Here is a 21,378-nt window from a genome sequence, read left to right as displayed (position 1 = left end):
AAAGAAGTTATTGAAACCATAAAGGATGGCTTGAAAAAAATATGAAAAATCCGGTAATTATATGTGTTGATGACGAACAGACAATACTTGATAGTTTGAAAATAGAATTAAAAAAAGCCGTTGGCGATATCTATATTATAGAAACTGCGGAAGGCGGTGAAGACGCTCTCGAATTATTAAGAGAGTTGCAAGAAGATGAATATGAAATTGCTTTGATAATTTCTGATTATATAATGCCCGATATCAAAGGGGATGAATTATTAAAGCGCGTCCATGCCATTTCGCCCAAAACCATTAAAATAATGCTGACAGGGCAAGCAGATATTGAAGCGGTGGCCAATGCAATAAATCATGCTAAATTATATCGTTACATCAGCAAACCTTGGGAATCGGAAGATTTAAAACTGACGGTGAAAGAAGCCATACGCAGTTATTTTCAAGAGAAGATATTAGCAGAACAAAATGCAAAATTGGAAGTTTACAATCAGAAGTTAGAAGAGTTAGTAAGAATCCGCACAGGAGAATTAGAACAAAAAAATCTGCAACTAGAACAAGAGATTAGGGAACGCCAACAAGTAGAGACGGCACTGCAAGCATCTGAGGTGGAACTGCGTGCCATATTCGCGGCGATGACCGATGTTGTGCTGGTCAGAGATGCCGAAGGACGCTGCCTTAAAATTGCCCCCACACATACGGAAAACTTGTACAAATCGCCGACTGATATGATTGGCAAGACGCTGCACGATGTTCTGCCAAAACAGCAAGCTGACCTGATTTTTAGCGGTATTCAACAAGCTCTCTTAACTCAGCAGACGGTCTATGTTGAATACAACGTGACAATTCAGGAGCGAGAAGTTTGGCTGGGAGCAAATATTTCACCTCTTTCTCCAGAGGCGGTAATTGTAGTAGCGCGAGATATAACCGATCGCAAGCATAGAGAAGAAGCATTACAATTAATAGTCGAAGGGACAGCCTCAACAACAGGCGATAGCTTTATGCGTTCCTGCGTCCGATATCTGGCTGAAGTACTGCAAGTTCGTTATGCCTTGGTAACGGAGTGGGCCGATCGAGAAAAAACGAAAGTGCGTACACTGGCGTTTTGGACTGGCTTTGATTTCAACGAAAACATCGAGTTTGAAATCGGTAATACTCCCTGCGGCGAAACAATTTTAAAAGCGAATATTTGCTTTTATTCTAATAAATTAACCGACACTTTCCCTAACAATGAATTACTCTCTAGACTGGGCATACAAAGTTATGCAGGAATGCCTCTAGTTAACTCCAGCGGAAATGTATTAGGCCACTTGGCAGTCATGGATATCAATCCGATGGCAGATGACCAAACAAGAGAGCTAATTTTGAAAATTTTCGCTGCCAGAGCCGCAGCCGAATTGGAACGAAAAAAAGCAGAAAAAGCACTCCAAGAATCTGTATATGCCGCAGATGCGGCCAACCGTGCCAAAAGTCAATTCTTGTCCAAGATGAGCCACGAACTGAGAACGCCACTAAACGCCATCTTGGGGTTTACTCAAGTAATGAACCGCGATGCCTCCCTATCGGCTGAGCAGAAGCAACAATTGGGAATTATCAATCGCAGTGGCGAGCATTTGCTAGCATTAATCAACGACATTTTAGAAATGTCCAAAATCGAATCGGGCAGGGTAACGCTGAATGAAAATAGCTTTGACCTGTGTCGCTTGCTAACCAATCTCGAAGAGATGTTCCAACTCAAAGCTAAATCTAAAGGTTTAGCGTTAATCTTCCAACTCGCTCCAGAGGTTCCCAAATACGTCAAAACGGACGATAACAAGTTACGCCAAGTCTTAATTAATTTACTGGGAAATGCGATCAAATTTACAGAAAAAGGTAGTGTCATCCTGCGCGTGAAAGTGGATGGTTTATCGAGAGCGACGACGAACAATTCTCGACTGTTATTTGAAGTAGAAGACACCGGCCCAGGTATTGCCCCTGAAGAAATGACGCTCCTATTTGCACCTTTCGGACAAACGGAAAGCGGTCGAAAATCCGAGCAAGGAACTGGATTGGGTTTACCCATTAGCCGACAATTTGTACAGCTGATGGGAGGGGAGATTGCCGTGAGCAGTACTCTGGCTAGAGGAACAACTTTTAAATTTGATATTCCCGTTTCTGTAGTTGACAATCTCAAAGTTCCCGCTGCACGAGAAACTCGCAAGATAATTGGCCTAGCACCCAATCAACCGAAGTATCGCATCTTGGTGGTTGAAGATGTCAAAGTCAGCCGCCTCCTGTTGGTTAAATTACTTACAGCCATTGGCTTTGAGGTGTATTCTGCTGCCAACGGTAAGGAAGCTATTGTCCAGTGGAAGAACTGGCAACCGCAGGTAATTTTCATGGATATACAAATGCCGGTGATGGATGGGTACGAAGCCACCAAACGCATCAAAGAGCATCCTCTCGGTAAAGCAACTGCGATCGTCGCTCTGACTGCCAGCGCCTTTGAGGAAGACCGCATTGCTATTTTGTCGGCAGGCTGCGATGATTTCGTCAGCAAGCCCTTCTCGGTCGAGCTAATCTTAGAAAAAATGGCTCGTTATTTAGGGGTGCGATACATCTACGAGGAGCCGATCGCGATCGAGTCGGAAGTTCAACCAAAAAAAGAAGCACTTTTGAGGGGTATGGCTTCTCCAGATCCGGGCGGTAACTCAAATCTCCCCCTCGATACCTACTTGTCCCAAATGCCTGCCGAGTGGGTAGAGCAGCTATACGACGCCGCTGCCCAATGCAGCGATAGTCTGATTTTTGAGCTAATCGAGCAAATTCCCACCAGCATTCCCCCCCTGGTCAACACCTTGAAAGAATGGGCAGATGAGTTTCGTTTTGATAAAGTTATAGATTTAATTGAGCAGTCAAGAAAATGAATAACAACCAACTATTAACAAATAAAATTGATGGGGTGAAAGAGCTTCTCCCTAACAGCAAAGGAAATATTCTTATTGTTGACGACAAACCGGATAACCTGCGCCTTTTGGCGACTATACTAAGCGAGCGGGGGTATGAAGTACGCAAAGCGCTGAACGGCCAAATGGCGCTAACTGCCTGTCGGGCATCTCTGCCCAATTTGATATTACTCGATATTAATATGCCAGAAATGAATGGCTATGAAGTTTGCGAATATCTGAAAGCAAACGAGCCAACTCGCGATGTGCCGATCATTTTTATCAGCGCCCTAGACGATGTTTTGGATAAAGTAAAAGCTTTTGCAGTAGGTGGAATAGATTATATCACCAAACCGTTTCAGAGTGCGGAAGTTTTAGCTCGCGTGGAGAATCACCTGACGCTGCGGAAACTGCAAAAGCAACTGCAAGAACAAAATGGGCGGCTGCAACAAGAAATTAGCGATCGCATTTCAGCGGAAACAGCCCTGCGGGAAAGTGAAATAAGATTGCGCCATCAGAACGCCGTGCTGGTAAAACTATCAAGAAATAACGCCCTCTACCGAGGCGACTTGAAAACTGCCCTCACAGAAATTACCGAAGCGGCTGCTCGTACACTGGAAATCGAACGAGCCAGTGTTTGGCTGTATAACGAGACAAAAAAAGCGATCCGATGCCTAGATTTATTCGAGCTGACTGTCAACCAACATTCACAGGGATTGGAATTAACTGAATCAAGCTATCCTGGCTATTTCAAAGCTTTGGCAGAAGATTGGACGATCGCAGCTGAAGATGCTCGCAACGATCCGCGCACGAAAGAATTTACAGATTCCTACCTAACTCCATTAGGTATCACTTCTATGCTGGATACCCCCATTCGACTGGGGGGACAAACAGTGGGAGTTTTGTGTCTGGAACACATAGGAATGGAGGCGGGGTCATCCCGCCTCTATCGTCATTGGACACCGGAAGAGCAAAATTTTGCAGCTTCCCTTGCAGATTTAGCGTCTTTAGCTTTGGAAGCGTGCGAACGCAAGCGGTTAGAAGAAGAAGTGTCGCAACAGCAGCGGTTCCTAGATACGATCGTCCAACACATCCCTTTAGCAGTATTTGCCAAAGATGTTGCGGATGACTTTCGTTTTGTGCTGTGGAACAAAGCTAGCGAAAAGATGTTTGGCAATTCCAAAGAAGAAGCATTAGGGCGCAACGTCCGCGACTTATATCCCCAAGAGCAAGCAGATTTCTTCCTAGAAAAAGACTTAGAGGTGGTCAAGACGGGCAAGTTAGTTGATATTCCCTCCGAAGCCATCGATACAAAATCCGGTCAAACAAAATGGTTGCGAACTCTAAAAGTTCCTGTTATTAACGAGCGCTCTGAAGTTACGCACCTGCTTTGCATTTCTGAAGATATCACCGAACGCAAACTGGCTATGGAAGCACTGCGGGAGAGCGAGCAGCGATTTAGAAGTTTGGTTTCTAATATCGGCGGAGCCATCTATCGGGGTAAGTGGGACTATGATTGGACAATGGAGTTCATCAGCAATGTAATCGAGGAAATTTCTGGTTATCCTGCCAGTGAATTTATTCACAATCAAGTGCGAACATTTGCAAGTATTATTCATCCTGAAGATGCAGAGATGGTGCAGATAAATGTCGAGCGGGCACTAACGGCAAGACTTCCTTATATTCTGGAATACAGGATAATTCATGCCGATGGCAGCATTCGCTGGATTTACGAGAAAGGTCAGGGAATTTTCGATAGCAACGGGCAACTGCTCTGGCTGGATGGAGTGATTTTTGACATTACGGAACGCAAGCGATCGGAACAAGCACTGCGGGAGAGCGAAGCGCAGAAACAAGCTATTCTTTTGGCGATTCCGGATATCATGATGCGGATCGATCGCAATGGCTATTATTTAGACTTTATTCAACCGAAATTCTCCCAAATGTCGTCGCTCAATATTAATCCGATCGGCCAACATTTATCGGAAGGATTTCCCCCAGAATTATACAGGCGGAGGATGTTTTATATTCACGAAGCTCTGTCAACGGGAGAAGTGCGAATTTACGAACAGCAAATAGAGGTTAATGACGAAAAATTAGATGAAGAAGTCCGCGTTGTCCCGCTCGATGAGAATCAAGTTTTAATTCTTGTCCGGGACATCACCGATCGCAAGCGAGCAGAAGAAGCTCTCCGAGAAGCGGAGGAGAAATATCGCAGTATTTTTGAGAACGCCACGGAAGGCATTTTCCAAACAGCCCCCGATGGACGCTTTTTGAGTGCGAATTTAGCCTTAGCGCGAATTTATGGCTACGACTCACCAGAGGAATTAACCGACAGTATCGCTAATTTAGGAAAAGAAGTTTATGTAGACCCAAATCGTCGGGAAGTTTTTGTCGAAATGCTGGCACAGAATGGCGCTATATCTAATTTTGAATCTCAAATTTATCGTAAAGATGGCAGCATTATCTGGATTTCTGAAAATGCCCATGCGGTTTGCGACGAGCAAGGGAAGTTATGCCACTATGAAGGAATTCTTACCGATATTACCAGACGCAAACTTGCGGAAGATGCTTTGCGAGAGAGCGAAAGACAATTGCGAAAACACAACAAAGTATTAGTGAAACTGACAAAAAATAAAGCGATCGCACAGGGGAACCTATCAGCAGCGCTAAAAGCAATTACCAAAGCAAGTGCCAAAATGTTGGGCATCGGAATGGTGAGCGTATGGTTGTATGACGAAACAGGAACTAAAATTCAATGCGTGAATCTGTTTGAAGCCGATCGCAATCGCTACTCCGAAGGATCGGAAATTACTATCGAAGATTATCCCATTTATTTCAAAGCTTTACAATCCTCCGGTTCCGTCGTTAGCGTTGATGCTCTAACCGATCCGAGACTCCAGGAATTGGTAGAATCTTACCTGATTCCCTTCGGCGTTCAATCTTTGTTGGATGTTTCGATTAGCCAGAGTAGAAAAACTCTGGGTATAGTATGTTTGGAACAAGTGGGAAAAGTCCATCATTGGACGCCGGAAGAGGAAATTTTTGCCCGCTCTATTGCCGATTTAGTTGCTTTGGCAATAGAAGCTCGCGATCGCAAACGAGCAGAAGAAGCTTTGCGCCTAGAACAGCAAAAGTCTGAAGAATTATTGTTGAATATTTTACCGGAAGCGATCGCCGAAAAGTTGAAACGAGAACAGCGTCCCATCGCCGAACATTTCAACGAAGTCACAATTTTGTTTGCCGATATTGTTGGTTTTACTCCCCTTTCGGCGAGAATGCCTCCCATCCAATTAGTCAATTTACTTAATGAAATTTTTTCTACTTTTGACGAACTTGCCGAAAAACACGGTTTAGAAAAAATTAAAACTATTGGAGATGCCTACATGGTAGTGGGTGGTTTGCCGATCGAAAGGAACGACCACGCAGAAGCGATCGCGGAAATGGCGCTGGATATGCAAGCGGCAATTAATCGCTTTCAAATTGAAAAAGGCGAGCAGTTTCAAATCCGCATCGGCATCAACACGGGACAAGTGATAGCTGGAGTAATTGGCATGAAAAAGTTTATCTACGATTTGTGGGGCGATGCAGTTAACGTTGCCTCCCGGATGGAATCATCAGGTATACCGGGAAGCATTCAAGTAACTGAAGCAACTTACATACTTTTAAAAGATAAGTATGTGTTTAAAAAAAGGGGAAGTATTTCTGTCAAAGGCAAAGGACAAATGGTTACCTATTTGCTCACAAATAAACTCTGATTAAATAATTAAATTAAGAAGCGTCAAAGAGGGTGAATCGTGCCGTACTTAATCAAAGATCCAGACTCAGTGACTCAGGAAATGTATGAATTAAAGTTCGGTCAAAATACCATTGGACGAGAAAAGGACAACAATATAGTTGTGACCGATCCAAGTTTATCCCGTCACCATGCCAAGATTACGGTCACTGATGATACCGTTATTATCGAGGATTTAAACAGTCGCAACAATACTTTTATTAACGGCACTAAAATCGAGCGCTACGAACTCAAAGATGAAGATTTAATCCATTGTGGCCATGTAATTTTTAAATTTGTAAGTTACTTTGATGTTGGCGAGGCTGCGTCTGGAGATGATGACAATTTGGGTTTGTCGATCGTCAAAAGATTATCCCCAAATGACAACCAAGTAGCAATCCAGGATTTATTGAACCAAAGCGGTGTGGAAAATCCGGGTTCGGTCTTGATGTTACGACAAAAAAATGCCGAACAGCGGGCAGTAGATAAATTAAAAATTTTGCTGGAAGTGAGCAAGCAGCTTTCTTCTCCAGAGGAGACTGACATACTTTTAGAAAAAATTCTCGACCTCTTGTTTAAGATCGTGCGGGTAGATAGAGCGATTATCCTCTTAGTTAATGAAGAAACAGGACAGTTGGAACAAAAAGCAGCCAAGCGCCGCGCCGGCATCCCGAAAGACGACCATTTTTACAGCAAAAAAATTGCCCATTTCGTTTGCAAAAATGGCGATGCTATCTTAACTGCCGATGCTCGCACTGACAATCGTTTCCACGGTTCGGAATCAATTGTCATGCAATCAATCCACGCTTCTATGTGCGTCCCGATGAAACCGAGAGAGAAAGTAATTGGCGTGTTGTACGCTGACAATCTTTCCATGACGAATGTTTATTCTCAGGAAGATTTGGAGTTTCTGACTGCACTTGTCAACCAAGCTGCGATCGCGATCGAAAACGCCCAACTCTACAAAAAGATGCAAGCAGAAGCGGTAATGCGAGCTAAACTGGAGAGTTTCTTTCCTATAGCTGTGAGTAAAAAGCTCAAAGAAGAAGGCAACTTAGAGATAGTTGATACCGAAGTGACAGCGCTTTTTTGCGACATCACCGGTTTTACAGAAATGTCCTCTAGAATGTCGCCGCGCCAAGTAATTGAAATGCTCAACGAATATTTTAAGGTAATGGTAGAAGATATTGTTTTTGAATATGAGGGAACATTAGAAAAATATATTGGCGATGCTCTTTTAGCAGTTTGGGGCGCTCCTTACCAACAACCCGACGATGCCGATCGCGCTTTACGAGCAGCAATAGCTATGCAATGGGCAGTTTCTCGCTTAAATGTGCAGTGGATAAAGCAGCGCAATTTAGAAATTCAAATTCACATCGGACTGAATACCGGGAAAGTTGCGGCGGGAAATATTGGCTCGCCTCGCTTAATTCAATATGCGACAATTGGCGACACCACAAATGTTACCAGCCGCATCTGTAGTGCAGCTAACGCAGCTGAAATTTTGATTTCCCAAACTACTTTGAACAAGTTGAGCGATCGCACTTTACCTATGGAAAAATTACCACCCGTCTCGGTAAAAGGAAAAGACCGACCACTCCAGCTTTATCGCGTACTCTGGGAGCGTATAAAACCGCCCGGAATCGATCGCAGTCAAACTACTTCCCCTTTTTTAGAATAAACGGGAAAGTGGGAATCAAAAGTCAAAAGAAAGGGGTTAGGGGTTAGGGAAGAGGGGAAAGGGAAGAGGGGAAAGGGAAAAGGAAATAGGGAAGAGATTTATTCTCCCACTCCCCCACTCTCCCCCTCTTCCCCTAGCCCCTAGTCCCTAGCCCCTAACCCCTAACCCCTAATCCCTTATTTTTCCGTGAGAGTCCAAACGCCATCATCCCATTCTGTCTCGACAACTTCCGGGTTGTCCAGCCAATATTGACAGCGTTTTAGATATAAGGAAGCTGCTTTGTCGGGGATATTCATATCTTCCAGAATTATGCCAAATTCATCGATCGCTTTTCTAAATTTCTTTTGCAGATAATACTCGCGTCCTCGGCGGTAAATATCGATTAATCTCTGCTTTTCCTCGGAAATTGAATCGTCGCGCAATCCCACCAGTTCGTATATCGCCACTGGTTGAGTTTTACCCTGCACGCGAACGTAATCCAGTTCCCTAAACCAAATGCGATCGGCACAGTATCGGTAAGTATTTTCGCTCAACACAATATCGCATCCATACTGTTTGCTAACACCTTGCAGGCGAGAAGCCAAATTCACACCATCGCCAATTACTGTAAACTCAATTCGTTTGCTGGAACCAATATTACCGCTAATCGCATTGTCGGAATTAATGCCAATACCGATCTTAATTTTTGACTGATTCATTTGTACGCGACGTGCATTGAATTCCTTTAAGCGACGACGCATATCCACTGCCGTTTGTACAGCCATCCAAGCGTGATCTGGCAAAGGTAGGGGCGCACCAAAAACCGCCATAATCATATCGCCGATATATTTATCTAGCGTACCTTTATAATCGTAAATGGCATCTACCATTGTCTCAAAATATTCGTTGAGCAAGCAGACTACCTTTTCTGCTTCCATCCTTTCAGCTAAGCTAGTGTAGCTGAGAATATTGGAAAAAAGGATCGAAACTTCTTTGCGATCGCCCCCCAATTTCGCATCACCAGCTTTCAGTAATTCTTCTGCCAATTCCTGAGTCATGTAGCGATACATAGTACTCTTGAGCCGCTTCTCATCGCTGATATCTTCTATGAGTACCAAAACACCGTAAACCTTAGTTTCATCGCTGGCATCGGTGATCGAATTAATCGATAAGTTAACGCTATGTTCTTCACCTCCCGCCGCAATTAAGGTTTTATCGGGGTAGTATTGCTGGCGTTCTTTTTCTTCTTTTGGTGCCAATGCTATCTGGAACCATTTCGTAAAATTACCTTCTTCTATCTGGATTAAATCGACAACCGATCGTCCTTCCAATTTGTCTTCGCTGTGCAAGCCCAAAAGCCGCTTCGCACTTTTATTAGCAGCGATAATATTACCAGCTTTATCGGTAGAAATGATGCCATTGTTCAAGCTACGCAAAATATCTCTTTGAATTTGTTCCTGTTGTTTAACAGTGGCAAACAATTGGGCATTTTGCAACACTACTCCCGCTTGCACATTAAATGCCTGCATGAATTCTAGATCTGTGCGAGAAAAACTTGCCTTCCAGCATTCAGGTGCTTTAGGCCAATCTTCAGGATTGTAGTCTGGGAAATCACCTTGTCGGCGTTTATTGATTAACTGAGTTACGCCGATCAACTGACCGTCCGTGTTAAAAACGGGCATACAAAGTAAGCTACAAGTGCGATAACCGCTTTTGCGATCGATTTGTTTGCTAGTATCGGAAAGGGGAGAGTCATAAATGTCAAACGGAATCACCAGCGGCTCACCCGATTCCACAACTCTACCAGGAAAGCCTGCTGTTTTGGAAATGGAAATTTCTTTTAATTCGCCACCGATAGGAATTTTTGTCCACAAGCGATCGCGTTCTTCATCTATCAACCATAGCGTACTCCGGTCTGCATTCATCAATCTTTTAGCTTCGTTCATAACGCGCTTGAGCGTTTCTTCTAAGTCCAAACTGCTTTGACTGAGTGCTTGCGTTGCTTTGATTAGTGCATCCCCTGCCCGCTGTTTTTGAGCGGCTATATAAAATGACTGGGAAGCTTCTAAAATCAGCCGTATGGAAGGTGCGAACTCAGCAAAAAGTTCTTCATCTTCTCGCGTAAAACCTGCTAAATCGATGCGCTCTTCTAAAGGATTTTCTGTATGATTTTGCTCTTTTAATTTATTAACCAATTGCACAATTGCAACTAAATCTCCTTGCTCATTTAATAGCGGTAGCGCTAGCATAGTGTATGTGCGATAATTGCTTTCTCTGTCGGCATTTTTGCCAAATAAAGAGCGGGGATCGTCATAAAAATCATAAGGAATATTGACCGCTTTTTTCAAAGTAGCAACTTCTCCTGCGATTCCTATATCTGCTGGCAAGCGAATTTCTAGAGTACCGCTTTCCTCTTCGTTAGCCACAATTGACCATAATTCATTCTTTTCTCGATCGAATAAATAAATTCCTGTACTATCGGCCCTCAAAAGCTCTCTTGTTTTCAAAGCGATCGCCTGCAACATTTCGTTAAGTACTCTATCAAAACCCTGAGATTCCATCAACATTAACAGGGTTTGTTTGACTATTTTTAATTTATCTTCTACATCGGCGATTACTTGTTGAAATCTTTCTTTATTTAACGGACTTAGAAATGCAGAAAAAGTACTGCCGTTTGTGGCTATTACACCAGATGATGCCAAATCTTCCTTCGCTTGTTTTTTGATTTTTAAAGCTTTTTGAGCCGATTCTAACGCCGACTTTAATGCCCTTTGAAGTTCTCTTTTTTCCAGTTCCTGACTGGCCATTAAAAATTGATAGTCTTGATTTCCCAGGCTATCGGCTGCCCATCTCAGCCCTTCTTGTAAAGCTTGTCCGCGCAACAAATAATATTCATCTTTGCCATCGGAAGCTAACCAAGAGGCAAGCGCTTCTGCATAAGGTCGCAGGGAAGCTAACATTTGTTCTACCCAATGAGAATTGAATACAGAAGCGTAGATGGGATTATAAACTCTTAAATTGCCATCCTGTTTGACAACTAAACCAAAAAGCCGCAGCTGCATTTCTTGGGGAGTTTCTTCTGCTAACTGTTTTTTTTGTTGCAATATTTGCTGATAAAGTCTTAGCAGCCGCCCTGTATTTTGTTTATTCTTTAAAACGCGATCGCGTATTGTTTTTAAATGTTCGGGTTCATCTTGGATTTCCCAATTTTCGATTACACGCGATCGCACCAAATTTTCTACCCATTCTACCTCATCTACATCTGCCGCTCTCCGCTCCGAATTCAAAATAATTTGACAAAGCTTTTGCGTCAGAAAAGGCTGTCCGCCTGTCCAAGCTAATACCTCTTTAAGAACTAGCAAAGGATTGCTCACTTTTCCTACCAATCCCTGCGCCAAAGGCCAAACTTCGTGCAATTCAAACCCGCGCAATTCGATCGCTCGTCCGATATTAAAAGGCGTGCGATTTTTGTCTTGAATCAAATCCGAAGGAGTCGCCACTCCCAGCAACACAAAAGTAAGCCGTTGATATTGCGGCTCGTCGGCGCGTTTGTTGTAACAAGAGCGAATAAATGCAAAAAAATCGTCTGTGGGAAAATTCAAACCGAGAACGCTATCGATTTCATCCACAAAAACAGCAATATTTTGGTTAATTTCTTTAAGCAATACCTCTTCAATAAACTCACCCAATCTCTGCACTGGAGCGAGAAAATCCCGCTCTCGCCACCAACTCCTGATATTAACTTTCCCCAATAAATTTAAATTGCTGGCTAAGGTGTAAGTAATGCCTGCATACCACTGATTTTGAGGAACATCTTGACTGCCGATCGCTGTTAAATCAATAGCTGCACAGGCAACACCCTCCCGAATCAGCTTTTGCATTATTTGCACTCTTAGGGAAGACTTCCCCATCTGTCGAGAATTGAGAACGTAACAGAATTCTCCAGCTTTTACACCCTCATAAAGATCGGAGTCAGCCTGTCGCAACACATAGCTGGGAGCGTTAATTGGCAAACTGCCACCGACTTGATATTGATATGCCGCGTTTTCCAATTTTTGATTCTCCATTTCAAGGTAAAATGTGAAATCTAAAATCTAAAATTAGCTGAGGCGATCGCGAAAATACTGCCGATACAAATTACACCTGGGAGTAGACTCATTTCCTTGCAGATGCACCAGTCCCAAACCGTGTAACTTAAACGCCTGCATTGATTCTAATTGCATCGGCCCATCTTTCACCACCATTTCCTTCATCGCCGCCGCCAATTCCGGATGCTGTCCCAAAATCCACAAATGCCGCCGCAAGTGATCGCCATAAAGTCCCGCTTCCGTAGCAGCAGTTTCTAAAAGTTGCGATAGCGTCATATCGTGACGCGCCAAGTGATAAAGAGCCAGTCGCACTAAATAAGGATGTCCTCCTACCATTGCCATCAATTGTTCCACTTGACTAAAATTCCAATTCAATCCGTGGCGCTGCACCAGTTCGTATACCTGCGGTCGATTAAACTCCGGCAATTCGATCGGCAACCCCACATTAAATGGCGATTGATTCACATTCAACGGAATATAAACTTCTGTGGAATGTACAACCACCATGCGAAAATTTTTCCAAATTTCGCGAAACTTTGCCTCCTCGTGCCAAGCACGCAACAAGCTAAAAAACTCGTCGGCAATTTGCGGATATTGAAAAATGCGATCTACTTCATCCAATCCCAATACAAGCGGACTGGTAAGGTTGGTTAACAGATAATTTTCAAAGTAATCTTTGCAACTAATCTTGCTACCAAATTCCTCATCCCAGTATTCAGCCAACTTATTCGGCAACTGCAAACCCCGACCCACATTTAAGCAAAACCACCGCAAAAATTTAGCCAAATCTTCAAAAATGGCATTATCTGCAAGTTGAAAGCTCAAAGAAACTACTCGGTAGCCTTTTTGAGCGCTGTTATTTAGAATTCTCGCCATTAACGATGTTTTACCCATTTGTCTGGGAGCTTTAATTCGGATTAACGCTCCCGGCTGCAAAATTGTTTCGTAACAGCGATCTTCGATGGGAGGACGCTCTACATAAAAAGCAGAATCGAGAGCTACGGAACCTTCTGGTAATTCCGGAGCAGCTACGGGTACAGGCGGTAATTGAGAGTTTTCAAGTGCCGATAAATCTGGCCAGTTTGGTGGAGGTAATTGCTCTGTAAAAACATCAATCTCTGTTGGTTTTCCTTCCGATAAAAAGCTTAAAACTTCTTGCAAAACAATAGGAGTATCGTCAGGCGATCGCCAATCTTGCTGATGAAATGGTTGTAGGTAAGAATATAAATCGTAACTGGGCATCCAATTAACAGAACAACCTACCCGAATTGGCAGAATAGCTGGTTTGTTGTCGGGACGATAATTGCGTAATTCTCTAGCTCGACGTACTTTTTCTGCAATCAACTCGCTCGTTGCAGATTTCTCGGATAGGAGCAGCAATAAATAATCGCTTCGCCTTAATTCTTCTTCTAAATGTAACAGTAGCCAACAATCACCCTGCTTTAAATTATAGCGAGAATGTCTGCCTGTTTCTTCTAGCAAGCTAAGCGTCTCTCCAGCCAGAAATATTTCGTGTCCAGCCGCTTTTAATTCCCCATAAATCTGCATAGCGAGGCTAAGTTCCGGTTCTTGTTCGCAGTGCGAAAGCAAAACTCTGATATTCGCCGTCGTGCGAATTTGGTAAAGTGGTATCGCATCATTAATTCCCTTTAACTTTCTCGGCCCCCAGTAAATGGCCGCCATCTGGATATAATTTTTGACGACATCGTAAACAGTTTGCGATATACAAATACCCCCCGGTTCCGCCTCGTTTTGTAGCCGAGCTGCAATATTAACTCCATTTCCCAAAACATCTGCTTCCCGGAAAAATACATCTCCCAAATGAATGCCAATGCGATGGTTCAATACATCAATTGGATGCAAATTGCAAGCAGCTTTCTGAAGTTCTTTCTGAATTTCTACAGCGCAGGTAACGGCTTGGACGGCGCTGGCAAAGTACATCAGCATTCCATCACCCAAGGTTTTCATCACCTGGCCTTCGTATTCTCGGCACAGCTGTCTCATCAGCCGGAAGTCCCGGTCGATTAAATTGAGGGTATGCTCTTCGTCGAGTACCATCCGCGCACTAAAGTTCACCACATCTGTGAAGACGATGGTGGCTAGAATGCGCTGTCCTGCAAAATTGGGCGGCAGAGCTGAGGAAAGCATAATTCGCCTTCTGGGAAGCTGACGGTTTGATGAGAGTGTATTGCACTAGATTAACCCAGGTTTTAGCTGATTTTTGTGCCACGCTCAACCGATATGTTCCCAGAATACAACTTTAAGCAGATTTCGTAACCGATATGAGGGTTTGCTCGCTGCATTCAAATCTGGCGTAGCGGCGGAAAGCAATGCTCTGGATTTAATCCTGTAAATTATCGTTAAAAGTAGGAAATGGAGCGTTTATATCTGCCCATAATTGACTTGTCATTTATTATCCCCAATTGTAATTTCCTAAGATTTATATATAGTTATTTAAAAACACCTCCATTTTTGTTAATATGAATAAGTAAAAATGTCAATTTGAGGCTGCATCTGCTGGTGCGATCGATCGAGAAGAATTAATTATCGGTATCCCGATCTCAACTGTTGTACCCAAGTCTACACCACCACTGTGTAAAGTAATAGTACCCCCCATCAGTTCCATTAATTTACGCGAGATAGCAAGTCCAAGTCCCGTTCCCCCATACTTGCGAGTTCTCGTACCATCAGCCATTACAAAAGGCCGAAACAGTTTTTTCTGCTCGTCTAGTGGAATGCCTATTCCCGTATCTTTAACGCTGACAACAACTGAAGAACTGTTATTGTTACCGTCTTTACCTGGGGTTGCTTCCTGGCGCATAGTAATAGTAATGCTGCCTGCTTCGGTAAACTTAATAGCGTTACCGATCACATTTAAGAAAACTTGTTTCAACTTGGCTGGATCTGCTTGAATTGCGATCGAATCGGCAGGCTCAGACCAAAGCAACTGTAGTTTTTTTTGTTGAATGTGAACTTTTTGTAAATCGATCGCTTCTTTGACGATCGATCGCAAATCTACCGACTCCATCACCACCGAGAGCGTACCCGCTTCTATCTTTGACAAATCTAATATGTCATTGATAATATTGAGCAGGTGAATAGCCGCATCATCTGCCCGCTGCAAAAACTCCAATTCTTCTTCCCGATCGTCGCAGTAACCATCTCTTACCAAACGAATACAGCCAATAATACCATTTAATGGTGTTCTCAGTTCGTGGGAAGTATTAGCTAAAAACTCGCTTTTTAATTGGTTAGCTGCTTGCGCTTCTTTCCAGGCCGTTTCCAGCTCCTCTGCCCAGGCTGTCAGTCGTTCCACCATACTATCAAGAGCTTCCACTAATTGATTAAACTCCTTGATTTTGAAGTCGTGGGGCATCTTGGACGGGAACCCTCGGCCCCGCACATTCAAGGCATAGTCTCCCAGTTTCTCTAGCGGACGGGCTAAATCGCGAGCTACATACAGGGTTGCGATCAGGTTAGCCCCCAATAACCACAAAACCAAATTGAAGAGAACATTATTAATTTCTGCAAGTCCAAAAAGTGCATTATCCAAACTGGCAACTGCCAGAATAACCCATTTTTTATTTTGGTTATTGCTTAACGGACTGGGGATAGCCGTATACCCAGCCACTGATTCGCCCCCTTGTTTTTCAAAAGCAAACAGATGCAGAAAATTCTGTTCGCCAGACAAAGCATTTTTAATGAGAATTTTCAGTCGAGTCGCATCTTCCAGTTGCTCAACATTACGTCCAACCAAGTTGGCAACCGGATGTTCTAAAATCGTTCCGGATTCATCAATTATTACAGTATAGCCAGCAAGAGAACCCGGCTTATCCAGCTGTTGCTGATACAAAGTTGAGTGAATAGTTAAAGCGTTGCTAAGTGCCCCCGTGCTGTCATAAACAGGTGCTGTAAAAACCAATTCCACTTCCCCATTTGAATTTATTTGTGTATCCTGAGAGGCATCTGTTGGGGATTTTCTCGATCGCAGTGGAGTGGTAACGCGAACGAACGATCGATCTGCCAGCATTTGACTTTGCTGCTGCGGCCATAAATTAGCTTGAATTGAAGCGATCGCTCTATTTCCACAGGTACTCGCTACCACTTGACCCGTGGTCACGTTCCTAAGTTGAATGCACTCTATATTCGTCGGCAGTTCTTTTTTTAGCAAAGTGAAAAATTTTGCCACTTCCTGAGCCGATCCAGACTTTAAAACAACTGTTTCGCTAGCTGTAAGTAAGTTGGCCTCTAGCGCTTGAATTGACTCCTGAATTCTCTCACCTTTTCTGACCGCGCTTTCGGTTAAGTTTCGACGAGCGGTTTCCAACAGACTGGAGCGTGCTTTCTTATATATCACATACTGCCCCAACAGTAAAACTGGTATGCTCAGCAGCAAAATGCGGAATAGCAGGATGCGGCGAAAAGAAGTTTGACGTGGCTTAGCCATAAACTGCATTATGGGCATTCGCAGAATGGAAGGAACAGATAATTTACCTGGCTTAGCCATAGATAGTCTCTAACTCAAGATGCTTTAGATGCGAACCGCAAAAATCAGGAAGAATACACAGACTCGATCTATTTGGAGTATAAACAATTATATGAGCTTGCCGTAGAATGCTTGCTTCAAGCCGCCAGATATGGCCTTGGAAACGTCGGGAAGGGTGGGACAAGTGTGGGGTTTTATCGAGCGCATAAGTATTAATACTCAAATAAGGAACTCGATCGATGCGGCTGGGTATTTGATGCGATCTCGACATAGCCACACTCCGCAAAGTCCGATTTAGCAATGCACTCGATACCTTCACTAGCCAAATAACTGCCTTGTTCAATACCATTTGCAAAAAGGCAACCTAACAGAACAATTGCGCGATTCATTAGATTTATCAACGCCTGTGGTTATGGTTGTTTTAGAAGGATTGATAGCAGTGGGGATTCAGCGAGACAAATGTCTGTGGTTTTTGCGATCGATCGCCCTCACACTACTGTTGTTCTAGCTATGACTGCCGATGGCAAAATTACTGATGCCAAGGCGTCACCCGCACGCTTTGGTTCGCCAGCCGATAAAGCACATTTAGAAAAACAAATTGCTCTAGCTGATGCGGTAATATTTGGTGCCAGTACGCTACGCGCCTACGGAACAACACTGAGCGTTTCCAATCCCCAGCTACTCAAACAACGAGAACAGCAAAACAAACCGCCACAACCAGTACAAATTGTTTGTTCTCGTTCTGGAAAGATTGACCCGCAAATTCGTTTCTTTCGTCAGCCAGTACCTCGCTGGTTGCTCACGAGGGCTAGCAGCGCTCAGTTTTGGCAGGAACGCCCGGAATTTGAGCGAATTTTGGTTATCGAAACCCCAGAAGGCGGAATTGACTTTGTGGCAGCTTTTGGGCAAATGGCAGAATTGGGTTTGGCAAAATTGGCGGTTTTGGGTGGCGGCGAACTGGTGGCATCGTTGCTGGCGGCAAATTTAATTGATGAATTGTGGCTGACGGTTTGCCCGTTAATATTAGGAGGAGCAACTGCACCGACACCAGTCGAAGGGGCGGGATTTTCACAGGATTTGGCTCCTCGTCTCCAACTTTTAGCAGTTGAACGGGTTGAGGGGGAAGTATTTTTGCACTATCGCCTGCGAAGATAAAAAAATTGGATTAGGTTAAATGTTGCAATGCTCGACAAAGGCCGATCGCAATGGTAGAACAACTCAAGCCCCGCTATTCCGTAAACTGGATTAACCGCATCGACGAAATTCCCCAACAAGAGTGGGACGCCTTGGCAATGCCGCTGAATACCCCATTTCTGGAATGGGAATGGCTCAACAATATGGAAACTTCTGGCAGTGCAAAGGCGCAAACTGGATGGCTTCCCCAACATTTGACGGTATGGCGAGATAGACAACTGGTTGCCGCAGCTCCACTTTACGTCAAAGGTCACAGTTACGGCGAATTTGTCTTCGATCATCAGTGGGCAGATTTAGCTCAACGATTGGGAGTGCAGTATTACCCGAAACTCCTGGGAATGACGCCGTTAACCCCTGCCGAAGGATATCGCTTTTTAATTGCTCCCGGCGAGGATGAAGATGAGCTAACGGAATTAATGGTAGCGGCGATCGACCATTTTTGCGATCGCAACCGTATCTCCGGCTGCAATTTTCTCTATGTTGACCCCCAATGGCGACCCGTCATGGAACGCCACGGTTTCACCAGTTGGCTGCACCACAGCTATATTTGGCAAAACAAAGGTTTTAAGACTTTTGACGATTATTTGGCCGTTTTTAACGCCAATCAGCGCCGCAACATCAAAAGGGAACGCAAAGCTGTAACAGAAGCGGGTTTGCAACTCCACACAGTCACTGGTGAAGAAGTTACCAAGTCGCTACTCAGCCAGATGTACCATTTTTACAGCGACCATTGCGACAAGTTTGGCTGGTGGGGAAGCAAGTACCTCACAAAGCGATTTTTTGAACAACTTTATCCCAAATACCGACACCGAGTATTATTTATAGCCGCTTATAACGAAGCGCAAAATCCCCATCATCCGATCGGTATGTCTTTTTGTATCACCAAAGGCGATCGCCTGTTCGGACGCTACTGGGGTTCTGCCCAAGAAATTGACTGCCTGCATTTCGATGCTTGCTACTATACCCCAATTGAATGGGCGATCGCCCACGGCATCCAAACTTTTGACCCTGGCGCGGGCGGACGCCACAAAAAACGCCGTGGCTTTCCTGCCACCGCCAACCACAGTTTGCACCGCTTTTATCATCCTCGTCTGAGTCAAATTCTCCGTTCTTACATCAGCCAAGTCAATGAAATGGAGCAGCAGGAAATCGACGCCGTTAACCAGGATATACCTTTTAGCCGCCGCGAGCCTCAGCTTAACGCGGACTTAGAAACGTGATAATTTGGCTGATTTTTGTACTCTCGTAACCATCTGTTTTACTCACAAAGAGAGAGTGTTCGGTCTCCAGGGTTTTGTTTCTGCTTCATAAAGCTTAACTAATTCGCCTATACTTACTCAATTGTGATGCTACCATGCTTGTATGAGTAATTTAAGAAGATAGTTGAGGAATTGAGGGAAGTTGCTGTTAGGATTTAAGAGCAAGCTAAAATTAAATAACAAACAGCGCACTTTAGTTGCAAAGCACGCCGGGACAGCTAGACACGCATGGAATTGGGGTTTGGCTATTTGCCTGCAAGCTTTAGATTCTAAGGAAAAGTTACCAAGTGCAATTGACTTACATAAGCGTTTGGTAGCAGAAGTAAAATCAGCTAATCCCTGGTATTACGAAGTTTCCAAATGCGCTCCTCAAGAAGCGTTGAGAAATCTAAGTAAGGCTATTCAGGCATGGTTGAAAATGCCTGAAAGAGGCAAGCCAAAATTTAAAAAGAAAAATGTCAAAGATAGCTTTTACTTGGAAGGCTCCATTAAAATCAGTGGCAATCAAATTAAATTGCCCATTTTGGGATGGGTAAGATGCGGTGAAATCTTACCTACTGTCCTACCTAAAAATGTCACCATCTCTAAAAGGGCAAATGATTGGTACATTAGTTTGTGTTAATTTAGAACGCTGGCAACTGGATATTGATTATCCTTTAACCGTCAGTTCGACGGGGTTAGCCTGTGGAGAGTCACATCAACTTGATGGCATTGCCGTTAAGGATTCTGCGAAGCAGGAAGGGAACTTCAAGTCTACTTTGAGTAGGTTTGAGTAAGTTTCTTGGAACGGATTCTAAACTAGAAATAGACTGGTTTAACTGCTCGAAAGTGAATAACAATTAATTCTTAAGGCATCGACCAAATTTTTGAGTGCAAATGAATAAAACTGCTGAATCTCTTGCTGCAATTGATGACAATCTTTCTAAGCGCGATATCCAGCTCGATCCGGGCGGATATTTCATCATCTACTTGGATCGGGATGCTGGACTAATTTGTGCCAAGCATTACACCAATGTCATTGACGATCGCGGTTTAGCCGTTGACCCGGAAACCGGCAAAGTCATTCCCGCACGGGGGAAGGTGGAACGCACTAACACCACCTTGTATACGGGCAGAACCGCAAAGGAAATTTGCGTCAAAATTTTTGAGGAAACTCAGCCCACTCCAGTTACGCTTCTGGATCACGCCGCCTATCTGGGGCGAGAATTTGTCCGGGCTGAGATTGCTTTAATTACCGATAAAGAGTACGTTCAGGATTAAGAACCCATCGACTGATACCAGTAGTAAGTTGCCATTGGGATGACTGTGGCGGCAATTAACAACCCAATCACCCAGACAGTAGAACTGCCTTTGTCAGTTTCTGCTGCGGTTTTAAATGTGCGTTCCGCCCGCACGTTTTCTGTTACCTGCGGTGGGCCAGGATCGGGTTGACCGGACAATACGGCAACCAGACGAACTGTAGCGTCCTCCAAAGCTTGATTGTACTTGTCGCCTTGTCGCAGCGGCACTCCTACGGTTTCGGAAGCTATACTTTGGGCAATTTCATCGGACATGACGGATTTTACCTTGTCACCGATGCGAATTGCCGTGTTGTTGGTAACGGCATCGAGCGCCAACAAAATTTGATTGGTTTGCGCCTCTGGAGTGGGAAACCATTTGTCAAACAGCTGATTTGTAAAACTTTCGATGGTTACATCATAATCAAGGTGGCGAATCGTAACCATCCGCACTTCATACCCGGTTTTCTTGGCTAAATCCTCCAGAGAAGTGCTAAGCTCACCTTCAGTGAGGCGACTCAAAACTTCCGCCTTGTCGATCGCCCAAGTGTTCGAGCCTGCTGTGAGCGTCGGCATTTCATACAGACTTGTGGCAAAAGCGGGTGCGGCTACCAGTACGATCGCCGCCAATATCAACATCACCGATAATATCAGACCCAGGAGAGATTTTCTCCAGTTGTAAATTTGGTATGAGAGCTGTGTCATGGCACGAAATCAAAAA

The 21,378-nt window shown here is 44.1% G+C and carries 13 protein-coding genes and 1 pseudogene; 8 read left to right on the top strand and 6 right to left on the bottom strand.

Features of this window, described 5'->3' with window-relative positions; genetic code table 11:
- Nucleotides 1–41: 41 nt before the first annotated feature.
- Genes H6G03_RS18855 through H6G03_RS18845 form a run of 3 tightly spaced genes read left to right on the top strand, consistent with a single transcriptional unit; the run spans nucleotide 42 to nucleotide 8,374 of the window.
- The gene (locus H6G03_RS18855; protein ID WP_242056999.1) at nucleotides 42–2,900 is read left to right on the top strand and encodes a response regulator; all 2,859 of its coding nucleotides are present in this window, start codon (nucleotides 42–44) and stop codon (nucleotides 2,898–2,900) included.
- On the top strand, nucleotides 2,897–6,676 hold the full coding sequence (locus H6G03_RS38140; RefSeq protein WP_190466598.1) for an adenylate/guanylate cyclase domain-containing protein: 3,780 nt from the start codon (nucleotides 2,897–2,899) through the stop codon (nucleotides 6,674–6,676). Before H6G03_RS18855 ends, H6G03_RS38140 begins: the two co-directional genes overlap by 4 nt.
- 39 nt (nucleotides 6,677–6,715) lie before the next feature.
- Complete coding sequence (locus tag H6G03_RS18845; protein ID WP_322111936.1) at nucleotides 6,716–8,374, top strand: adenylate/guanylate cyclase domain-containing protein; 1,659 nt, start codon at nucleotides 6,716–6,718, stop codon at nucleotides 8,372–8,374.
- A gap of 176 nt (nucleotides 8,375–8,550) precedes the next feature.
- Here H6G03_RS18845 and H6G03_RS39290 read toward each other — a convergent pair whose 3' ends face one another.
- From H6G03_RS39290 to H6G03_RS18825, 5 genes and pseudogenes are all read right to left on the bottom strand, one after another.
- Nucleotides 8,551–11,160, bottom strand: a complete 2,610-nt coding sequence (locus H6G03_RS39290; protein WP_190466670.1) for a GAF domain-containing protein — start codon at nucleotides 11,158–11,160, stop codon at nucleotides 8,551–8,553.
- A gap of 183 nt (nucleotides 11,161–11,343) precedes the next feature.
- Nucleotides 11,344–12,420: pseudogene (locus H6G03_RS39795) on the bottom strand (AAA-like domain-containing protein); the annotation flags it as partial.
- Between the two features lie 33 nt (nucleotides 12,421–12,453).
- Complete coding sequence (locus tag H6G03_RS18835) at nucleotides 12,454–14,589, bottom strand: AAA-like domain-containing protein (RefSeq protein ID WP_190466594.1); 2,136 nt, start codon at nucleotides 14,587–14,589, stop codon at nucleotides 12,454–12,456.
- A gap of 349 nt (nucleotides 14,590–14,938) precedes the next feature.
- Nucleotides 14,939–16,948, bottom strand: a complete 2,010-nt coding sequence (locus tag H6G03_RS18830; protein ID WP_242060428.1) for a sensor histidine kinase — start codon at nucleotides 16,946–16,948, stop codon at nucleotides 14,939–14,941.
- 191 nt (nucleotides 16,949–17,139) lie between these two features.
- On the bottom strand, nucleotides 17,140–17,316 hold the full coding sequence (locus H6G03_RS18825; protein WP_190466591.1) for a hypothetical protein: 177 nt from the start codon (nucleotides 17,314–17,316) through the stop codon (nucleotides 17,140–17,142).
- A gap of 70 nt (nucleotides 17,317–17,386) precedes the next feature.
- Here H6G03_RS18825 and H6G03_RS18820 point away from each other — a divergent pair, with 70 nt between their 5' ends.
- The 5 genes from H6G03_RS18820 (at nucleotide 17,387) to H6G03_RS18800 (ending at nucleotide 20,640) form a co-directional block, all read left to right on the top strand.
- On the top strand, nucleotides 17,387–18,082 hold the full coding sequence (locus tag H6G03_RS18820; RefSeq protein ID WP_190466588.1) for a RibD family protein: 696 nt from the start codon (nucleotides 17,387–17,389) through the stop codon (nucleotides 18,080–18,082).
- A gap of 50 nt (nucleotides 18,083–18,132) precedes the next feature.
- Entirely contained in the window at nucleotides 18,133–19,341 is a 1,209-nt protein-coding gene (locus tag H6G03_RS18815; RefSeq protein ID WP_190466585.1) for a GNAT family N-acetyltransferase, read from the top strand.
- Between the two features lie 181 nt (nucleotides 19,342–19,522).
- Nucleotides 19,523–20,002 carry an RNA-guided endonuclease InsQ/TnpB family protein gene (locus tag H6G03_RS18810; protein ID WP_242056790.1) on the top strand — a complete coding sequence of 160 codons (480 nt, stop codon included), beginning with the start codon at nucleotides 19,523–19,525 and terminating at the stop codon, nucleotides 20,000–20,002.
- Nucleotides 19,977–20,156: a hypothetical protein gene (locus tag H6G03_RS18805; RefSeq protein WP_190466583.1), complete on the top strand. Its 180-nt coding sequence runs from the start codon at nucleotides 19,977–19,979 to the stop codon at nucleotides 20,154–20,156. Before H6G03_RS18810 ends, H6G03_RS18805 begins: the two co-directional genes overlap by 26 nt.
- Nucleotides 20,157–20,256: 100 nt before the next feature.
- Nucleotides 20,257–20,640 (top strand): DUF4346 domain-containing protein, encoded by a 384-nt coding sequence (locus tag H6G03_RS18800; RefSeq protein WP_190466580.1) that lies wholly within the window; start codon nucleotides 20,257–20,259, stop codon nucleotides 20,638–20,640.
- Here H6G03_RS18800 and psb32 read toward each other — a convergent pair.
- Nucleotides 20,637–21,362, bottom strand: a complete 726-nt coding sequence (psb32, locus tag H6G03_RS18795) for a photosystem II repair protein Psb32 (RefSeq protein WP_190466577.1) — start codon at nucleotides 21,360–21,362, stop codon at nucleotides 20,637–20,639. The genes H6G03_RS18800 and psb32 overlap by 4 nt on opposite strands.
- Nucleotides 21,363–21,378 lie beyond the last annotated feature (16 nt).

The sequence above is a fragment of the Aerosakkonema funiforme FACHB-1375 genome, from assembly GCF_014696265.1.
GTDB lineage: Bacteria > Cyanobacteriota > Cyanobacteriia > Cyanobacteriales > Aerosakkonemataceae > Aerosakkonema > Aerosakkonema funiforme_A.
This window is presented reverse-complemented; position numbering and strand designations above follow the sequence as displayed.